The organism is Sphingomonas sp. 2378 (assembly GCF_038084995.1).
Classification (GTDB): Bacteria; Pseudomonadota; Alphaproteobacteria; order Sphingomonadales; family Sphingomonadaceae; genus Sphingomonas.
In genome coordinates, this window is record NZ_JAXCMJ010000073.1 from 1 (window position 1) to 7,972 (window position 7,972).

A 7,972-nucleotide genomic window follows, 5' to 3' on the forward strand; every position below is an offset into this window, starting at 1 on the left:
AGTCGCATGCAACGCCGCGCGCGGGATGCGCTGATCGACAGCCAAATGTGAGGCCTTCGTTCCGGTTGATCCCATCTACGGTAATGAGCGGACGCTTACATGTGCCACTCCCCTTCGTTTGCGAAGCGGGGAACAGTATGTGGCATAGGACGCCAGAGTCTCACCCGACATCACATCGCAACCACGGCCGGTCTTGCGGGCTCTGTGAGGCGGTTGGTGTCGAGATATCCGCCGAACCCCTTGCAAACCGGGCGGCACCACCTCCGCGTTACGTCGCCAGTAACCGGCGCGCGCAGGTCTGCACATGGTCGGCGATCAGTTTGAACGCCGGGCTCATCGGAGAATGGCGACGCCACGCGATGGCGATCGATCGATAGGTGCGCCAGCCCTCGACGCGCAGGACCGTCAGGCCCGCCGCGCCGCCCACCTCCGACCGCAGATAGAGGCTGGGCAGCAGGGTGAGCCCCAGCCCGGTCGCAACCATCTGGTGCAGGCTTTCAAGGCTGGTGCCATAATAGTCCGGCGCGATCGTCATGCCGTAACGGTCCGCGACCTCCGCCGCCTGTCGCGCCAGATGGTGGCGGGGGTCGAGCGTCAGCAGCGGGCTGCCGCTCAGCCGCTCCCGCGTCGTTTCGCCATCCGCATCGATCGCATGGTCGAGCGCGGCGACGAGGTGTAGCGGCTCGCGGAACAGGGGCTCGACGGTCAGGTCGTCGCCCGCCATCGGCAACGGCCCCAGCAGCACGTCGATATCGCCGCGCGTCAGTTCCAGCAGCTGTTCGTCCGGAATGCCCTCTCGCACATGAAGGCGCAGATGCGGTGCCATGCGATGCAGTTCGGCGATGATCGGCGACAGCAGATAGGGGCCCAGCGTCGGCGTGGTGCCCAGCCGCAAGGTGCCGGTCAGGCTGTCGGAGGCCCCCGCCGCCAGCGCGACGATGTCCCGCGCATCGCTCAGCATCCGCCGCGCCATTGCCACGATACTGCGGCCGACCGGCGTCAGCACGGCCCCCGCCGCGCTGCGTTCGAGCAATCGGGTGCCCAGCCGCTCCTCCAGCGCGCGGACCTGCTGGCTGAGCGTCGGCTGCGAGACCCGCGCGACGCGCGCGGCCAGCGCAAAGGAGCCGGTGTCCGCGATCGTGACGAGATATTCGAGCTGACGCAGCGTGGGCATATCGTCCTATAGTCCCACCCTATAGCCGGGGCACCCCAAAAGCGATTGGCCGAACGGATGATACTTCGTTACACCTTCATCACATGGATCAATAATCGCTCGTCATTCGGCAGGGCGCACGGTGGTGATCCGGGGTGACCGGGGTGCGGCAAAGGGGATCGTCTTGGCGGCAGAACGATTGGGATTTCGCGATGCGATAGGCTGGCTGTCGCAGATCATCGGGCCGGATGCGGCCTATATCCGGCTCGGCATCGTCTATACCGTCGCGATCAGCCTGCTGGCGCTGGCGACGCCGATCTCGGTCCAGTTGCTGATCAACAGCGTCGCCAATACCGCGATGCCCGCACCTTTATGGGCGCTGTCGGGCGTGCTTCTCCTGCTGCTCCTGATGGTCGCCGGGCTGAGCGCGTTGCGGGTATGGATCATGGCGGCGTTCGAGCGCCGGTTGTTCTCTCGCGTCGTCGCGGAGGTCACGCTGCGCGCGGTGCACGCACAGGATCCCTTCTTCGCCGATGGCAATCGCGGCGATCTGTTCAACCGCTATTTCGATCTGGTGGTCGTCCAGAAGGCGGTTCCCAGCCTCATCATCGGCGCCTTCACCATCATGTTGCAGGCGGCGATCGGATTGACGATCACCAGCTTCTATCACCCCGTCTTCCTGGCCTTCAACGCGGTACTGGTCAGCGCGGTCCTGCTCGTCTGGCTGCTGTGGCGGCGCGGTGCGATCAGCGGGGCCGTGGCGCTGAGCCATGCCAAGCACAATGCCGCCCGCTGGTTGGAAAGCGTCGGCGGGTCGAACGGCTTCTACAAGTCGCTGCGTCACCTGGATTTCGCCATGGACCGGTCGGAGGCGATGACCGCCGGCTATGTTGCCACGCATCGCCGCTATTTCCGCTACCAGTTCGCGCAGACGGTCGCGTTCCTGCTGATCTATGCCTTTGCCAGCGCGGGGCTGTTGCTGCTCGGCGGCATGTTGATCCTGCGTGGTCAGTTGTCGCTGGGGCAGCTGGTCGCCGCCGAGCTGATCCTGTCGGGCGTCTTCTATGGCATCTCGCAACTCGGCTGGTATCTCGACACCTTCTACGACCTCGCCGCCAGTTCGGAAGAATTGTCGCTGCTCTTCGCCATTCCGCAGGAGCCGAATGTGCGTGGCGACAATGGCCCGCGCGACGGGTCGGTCAAGCTGACCGATGTGGCGTTGGACGCGGCCCGATACGATCTGGCCCTGACCGCCGGGGAGCAACTGGTCACCGTGGCCGAGCCGGGGGCCGAACGCCGTCTGGCCATGCTGTTGAAGCGGCACGCCCTGCCGGATCGCGGGCTGATCCGGATCGGTGGTGGCGATCTGGGATCGTTCGACATGTATCATCTCCGCTCGGACGTCACGGTGCTCGACCGTTCGACGATCGTCGAGGTCACGATCCGCGAATATCTCCGCCTGGCCTCGGGCGAGATGGCGGAGGCGGCGATGCAGGCGCTGGCGACGGTCGGGCTGGAACGCCGCCTCGCCAGCCTGCCGCAAGGGCTGGATACCCCGCTCGGCTCGACCGGCTATCCGCTCAGCGTCGGGGAGACGATGGCGTTGAAACTCGCCAATGCCTTGCTGGTGGGGCCCAAATTGCTGCTGCTCGGCCAACTTTACGACCTGTTGCCGCCCCAGCGACTGCTCGCGGCGCTGCGCGTTCTGAAAGCGCGCGGCACCACCGTGCTGCTGTGTACCGGTCGCCCGGAAGATGTGGAACTGGACGGCTATCTCTATCTGGGGATGACCGAGCAGCGCCGCTTCGCCCACCTCGCCGATCTCCAGGCCGCCTGTCAGCGGGAGGGCAACGATGTCGCATCCGCCTGAACAGCTTGCGCATTTTCGCACGCTCGCCTCGCTGCGCCCGCCCCGCGTCACGGTGGCGATCGCCTGGATCGTGACGGTCGGCATCGCGGCGGCGATCTTCGTCCTGTTCTTCGTCCCCTGGCTGCAAACCGCGCAAGGGCGGGGGCAGGTCGTCTCGCTCGATCCGCAGGACCGGGCGCAGGACGTGACCGCACTGGTGCCCGGCCGGGTCGAGCAATGGTATGTCCATGACGGCCAGCATGTGCGGCGCGGCGACCCGATCGCCCGGATCGTCGATCTCGATCCCAATCTGCTGTCCCGCCTGGCCGCCGAGCGCGCGCAGGTCGAGGCCGAGATCGCATCGGTCCGCCAGTCGCAATCGGTCGCGCAACTCGACGTCAATCGGACCCGGCAACTTTATTCCGAGGGTTTGGCCTCGCGGCGCGATTTCGAGCAGGCGCAGATCAAGGTCGCCGATTCAGGCGCCAAGCTGGCGGAATCGCGCGCCAAGCTGAACCGCATCGATGTCCAGCTCAACCGCCAGTCGGCGCAGCTCGTCCGCGCGCCGCGTGACGGCCGCATCCAGAATCTCAACGCCGCGGCGGGCGGTGCGCTGGTGTCGGCGGGTACGCTGCTGGCGGTCGTGGCGCCGGAACAGGTCCAGCGCGCGGTCGAATTGCTGATCGACGGGCGCGACGTGCCGCTGCTTCGCCCCGGCGGCCCGGTCCGGCTGGAGTTCGAGGGCTGGCCCGCGATCCAGTTCAGCGGCTGGCCATCGGTCGCCTATGGCTTTTTCGACGGTCGCATCCGCACGATCGATCCGAATGCCAATATGCAGGGCCTGTTCCGCATCCTGGTCGAGCCGATGCCCGGCAAGCCCGCCTGGCCGGACCGCCGCTTCGTTCGGCTGGGCGGCAAGGTCCATGGATGGGTCCAGGGCGAAACCGTGACCGTCGGCTATGAACTATGGCGCCAACTCAACGACTTCCCGCTGGAATTCGACCAGAAGCCGATCGACGGCGATACGGCGAAGGGCGGGGCCAAGGACGACGACAAGAAGATCGCGGCGAAGGCGGGCAAGCCGAAATGATCCGGTCGCGCCTGCTCCTCCCCGCCCTGATCGCCGTTCCCCTTCTGGCGGCCCCCGCGACGGGGCAGCGTATTCAGGCCAATCCGGCACCCGCACCGGTACGCACCGAAACGGCGCCGCTGACCCTGGACGACGTGCTGCGCTCCTCCGCGCGCGCCGCGCCGCAGATCGTCGAGGCGCTGGCCAAGATTCGCGGTGCCGAAGGCCGGGCGCTCACCGCCAGCGGGGCGTTCGACACCGTGTTCGAGGCAGAGGGACGCTCGCGGACGCTCGGCTATTATGACGGAACGGTGGCGTCGGCGCGCGCCACCCGACCGCTGGGCGACAATGGTGGCTATGTCTATGGCGGTTACCGCGTCAGTCGTGGTGGCTTTCCGGTCTATGAGGACGAGAACTACACCAACCGCCTCGGCGAATTGAAGGTCGGCGCGCTCTATTCGCTGTTGCGCGACCGTCTGGTCGACGAACGGCGGACCCGCCGGACCCTGGCGGCGGGCGATATCGACATCGCCCGGTTCGAGCGCGAGGCGGTCGCCATCGGCGTGCAGCGCCGCGCGATCGATGCCTATCAGAACTGGGTCGCCGCGGGCCTGCGCCTGCGTGCCTATCGCGATCTTCTCCAATTGTCGGAAAGTCGGCGCGGCGGCCTGGCGCGGCAGGTCCAACTCGGGGCGCGGCCCGATATCCTGCTTGCCGAGAACGACCAGAATCTCGTTCGCCGCCGCGCCCTGGTGGTGCGCGCCGAAGGAGACTTCCAGGCGGCGGCCAATGCCCTGTCCCTCTATTTCCGCGACATGAACGGGGATCCGATCATGGTCGGCCCCGAGCGCCTGCCGCCGGATGCCGGTGCGCTGACGGGCGTCGCGGCGGCGGTACGCGACGATTTCGCGCGTCGACGGCCCGACCTGCAGATGCTGCTCGCGCGGATCGACCAGGGATCGGCGCGGCTGGCGCTGGCGCAGAACGACCTGCGCCCCCGGCTCGACCTGCGTGGTGAGATGGGCAAGGATGTCGGCCCGGTCGGGCTGGGCGGTGCGTCACGCACCCCGTTGGAGGCGGCGGTCGGTTTCCGCTTTTCCCTGCCGCTCCAGAACCGGGCGGCCAAGGGCCGGATCGTCGAGGCCCAGGCGGAGATGGACGCGCTGGCGGCGCGCAGCCGCTTCCTGCGCGACCAGATCACGGTCGAGGTGGAAGGGATCACGATCGGTGTCGATGCGGCGGAAAAGCTGGCGACGATCGCGGAGCACGAACGGCAACTGGCCGAGCGGCTCGCGGCGGCCGAACGGCGGCGGTTCGAACTGGGGTCGAGCGACTTCTTCCTGGTCAACCAGCGCGAGGAGACGGCCAACGACGCACGGGTGCGCCTGATCGACGCCCAGGCCCGGATCGCCGCCGCCCGCGCCGAACTCGCCGCCGCCACCGCCGACCGCACCGCGCTGGGCCTGGATTGAGCGCTAAAATCGCTCTCCTGAATTTTTTCTGCCCTTATAGGCTGTGCCAATGACGACTTTTCTTGAGGATGCGCGAGCCACTCTGCAATTCGACTACGAGTTGGCCCTTGACGATTTGGCGACCCGCCGGGCCCTTCTCGTGCGTCGTCTCGCTCATCCGATTGAGCGGGAAGAGGAGTTACGAGCCGGCCTCAATCGCGCCCGGGAAGGGGTACCGCATGGCTGTTGTCCGAATTGCTGGGTCGAAGATGGGGAACGTAGCAAGCTGAAGCTCGAGCGCGATTGCCGATATGATCGAACCGATGACAATTATGGGTGTGCGGTTTGCGGCAATACATACTCAGAGGCTGCTCGAGAGTCGGGCGACGAGTAGTTCCCGCAGGCGCTCGGCCCAGGGAGTTTGGCCCTCCCAATTCCTGCCTTGCCGTTCCCGGCAAATTTGGAGCTAAGCCAAGGGCGGGCCGCTGTTGCCGGTGAGTCACCCAAAACATTGGTTCGGCCTCTTGCCGAATCTCTCGCTCGGGGTCTGATTGGCTGGGCTTTGACGTGCCCGCGATAGGCTCGGGTGGCGCGGATGTGGTCCGGGGTGCCCGATGGCGATCCTCCAGGCCGTTCGCCCCCCTTTGTATCACGGGATAGGGCGTTGTACGGACAGGCGCGTGCCCCGTCGCTCAGCCTCCAGCTGGAAGAATTTGGAACCCTTCGTCCGATGATTATTTCCGCCCCCTCCGATTATCGGGAAGCCGCGCGGCGGCGCTTGCCGCCCTTCCTGTTCCATTATCTGGATGGGGGCGCGAATGCCGAGCATACGCTGCGCCACAATGTCGCGGATCTGGCGGCCATCGAACTCCGGCAGCGGGTGCTCCGCAACGTCGCCGACCTGTCGCTGGACACCGAGTTGTTCGGCACCCGCATGGCGATGCCGGTCATCCTCGCGCCGGTCGGGCTGGCGGGCATGTATGCCAGGCGTGGCGAAGTGCAGGCGGCGCGGGCGGCGGCGGTGAAGGGGGTGCCCTTCATTCTGTCGACCGTCTCGGTCTGTGCGATTCAGGAGGTTCAGGCGGCGTCCTCCGCGCCGATCTGGTTTCAGCTCTATGTGCTGCGCGACCGGGGCTTCATGCGCGACGCGCTGGAGCGGGCGCAGGCGGCGGGGGTGACGACCCTGGTCTTCACCGTCGACATGCCGGTGCCGGGCGCGCGCTATCGCGACGCGCATTCGGGCATGTCGGGGCCGAACGCCGCGTTCCGCCGGATGGTGCAGGCCGTCACCCATCCGCGCTGGGCGTGGGACGTGGGGCTTCGCGGGCGGCCGCATGATCTGGGCAATATCTCCGCCTATCGCGGCGCGCCGACCGCGCTGGCCGATTATATCGGCTGGCTGGGGGCCAATTTCGATCCGTCGATCGCCTGGCGCGATCTGGAATGGATTCGTGATTTCTGGAAGGGCGCGATCGTCATCAAGGGCATTCTGGACCCGCAGGATGCGCGCGACGCGGTGCGGTTCGGCGCGGACGGGATTGTCGTGTCCAACCATGGCGGGCGGCAATTGGACGGCGTCCGCTCCAGCGCCCGTGCCTTGCCCGCCATCGCCGATGCGGTGAAGGGCGAGTTGAAGGTGCTGGCCGACTCGGGTGTCCGCTCGGGGCTGGACGTGGTGCGGATGCTGGCGCTGGGCGCGGACGCGGTGATGCTGGGTCGCGCGTTCATCTATGCGCTCGCCGCCGATGGAGAGGCCGGGGTCGCCAACCTGCTGCGCCTGATCGATGCGGAGATGCGCGTGGCGATGACCCTGACCGGCGTGCGATCGATCGCGGAGATCGACCGCATGGGGCTGGCGAGCGAGGTGTAAATCCTCCCCTGCAAGAGGAGGTGGCAGACCGAAGGTCTGACGGAGGGGTGCCCCCGCTGGTGGGAATGCCCCTCCACCACCGCTTCGCGGCGATCCCCTCCCCAAGCGTGGCCTGGGGAGGAGTGAAGTAGGGTCAGCGCGGCATCTGCTCGAGCATCTGGATATGCTGCTGCACGATCGGCACCGCGCTCTGGGCGCTGGTCTTCAGCGCGGGGTTGTCGCCGTTCGTCGCGAAGCTCTGATGCAGGTCGAGCGCGGCCTGATGCGCGGGCAGTTGCTGGCCGATATACAGCCGGTCGAAATCCGCGGCGGAAGCGCGGCGCAATTCGCCGATCGACGCTTCTGCGCCACCCAGCTTGGGCGGCGTGGGGGACAGGCCGTCCTGCTTGGCGGCACGGACCGTCGCGGCGGTCGTCTGCATATGATGGTCGATCATCATCTGGGCGAATCGCCGCACGTCCTCGTTCTTCGACTTTTGCAGCGCGATCCGGCTCGACGTGATCTCGTAGAGATCGCTCATCCCGGCGGCTTTCACATAGGCGGCGGCCTGCGCCTTGGCGGCGGCGGGGGGAGGGGGCGG

Annotated in this window: 6 protein-coding genes; 4 read left to right on the plus strand and 2 right to left on the minus strand. The window is 67.0% G+C overall.

Annotated features, from left to right (window positions below; all coding sequences use genetic code 11):
• Positions 1-268: 268 nt before the first annotated feature.
• On the minus strand, positions 269-1,174 hold the full coding sequence (locus SM191_RS18825) for a LysR family transcriptional regulator (RefSeq protein WP_341507547.1): 906 nt from the start codon (positions 1,172-1,174) through the stop codon (positions 269-271).
• A 163-nt stretch (positions 1,175-1,337) separates the two neighbouring features.
• On the opposite strand from SM191_RS18825, the gene SM191_RS18830 reads away from it, so the two are divergent.
• From SM191_RS18830 to lldD, 4 genes are all read left to right on the plus strand, one after another.
• The gene (locus SM191_RS18830) at positions 1,338-3,023 is read left to right on the plus strand and encodes an ABC transporter ATP-binding protein (RefSeq protein ID WP_341507548.1); all 1,686 of its coding nucleotides are present in this window, start codon (positions 1,338-1,340) and stop codon (positions 3,021-3,023) included.
• Positions 3,007-4,092: an efflux RND transporter periplasmic adaptor subunit gene (locus SM191_RS18835; protein ID WP_341507549.1), complete on the plus strand. Its 1,086-nt coding sequence runs from the start codon at positions 3,007-3,009 to the stop codon at positions 4,090-4,092. Before SM191_RS18830 ends, SM191_RS18835 begins: the two co-directional genes overlap by 17 nt.
• On the plus strand, positions 4,089-5,543 hold the full coding sequence (locus tag SM191_RS18840) for a TolC family protein (protein WP_341507550.1): 1,455 nt from the start codon (positions 4,089-4,091) through the stop codon (positions 5,541-5,543). The genes SM191_RS18835 and SM191_RS18840 overlap by 4 nt, the downstream gene beginning before the upstream one ends.
• 709 nt (positions 5,544-6,252) lie before the next feature.
• Positions 6,253-7,392: an FMN-dependent L-lactate dehydrogenase LldD gene (gene lldD / locus SM191_RS18845; protein ID WP_341507551.1), complete on the plus strand. Its 1,140-nt coding sequence runs from the start codon at positions 6,253-6,255 to the stop codon at positions 7,390-7,392.
• A gap of 133 nt (positions 7,393-7,525) precedes the next feature.
• On the opposite strand, the gene SM191_RS18850 is transcribed toward lldD, so the two are convergent.
• The coding region (locus SM191_RS18850) for a DUF4142 domain-containing protein (protein WP_341507552.1) at positions 7,526-7,972 on the minus strand (447 nt) is incomplete at its 5' end.

Excerpts from the sequence above, each read along its gene's own strand:
- lldD (WP_341507551.1), top strand. The coding sequence starts at position 6,253 with ATGATTATTTCCGCCCCCTCCGATTATCGGGAAGCCGCGCGGCGGCGC.
- SM191_RS18825 (WP_341507547.1), bottom strand. The coding sequence starts at position 1,174 with ATGCCCACGCTGCGTCAGCTCGAATATCTCGTCACGATCGCGGACACC.
- SM191_RS18840 (WP_341507550.1), top strand. The coding sequence starts at position 4,089 with ATGATCCGGTCGCGCCTGCTCCTCCCCGCCCTGATCGCCGTTCCCCTT.
- SM191_RS18835 (WP_341507549.1), top strand. The coding sequence starts at position 3,007 with ATGTCGCATCCGCCTGAACAGCTTGCGCATTTTCGCACGCTCGCCTCG.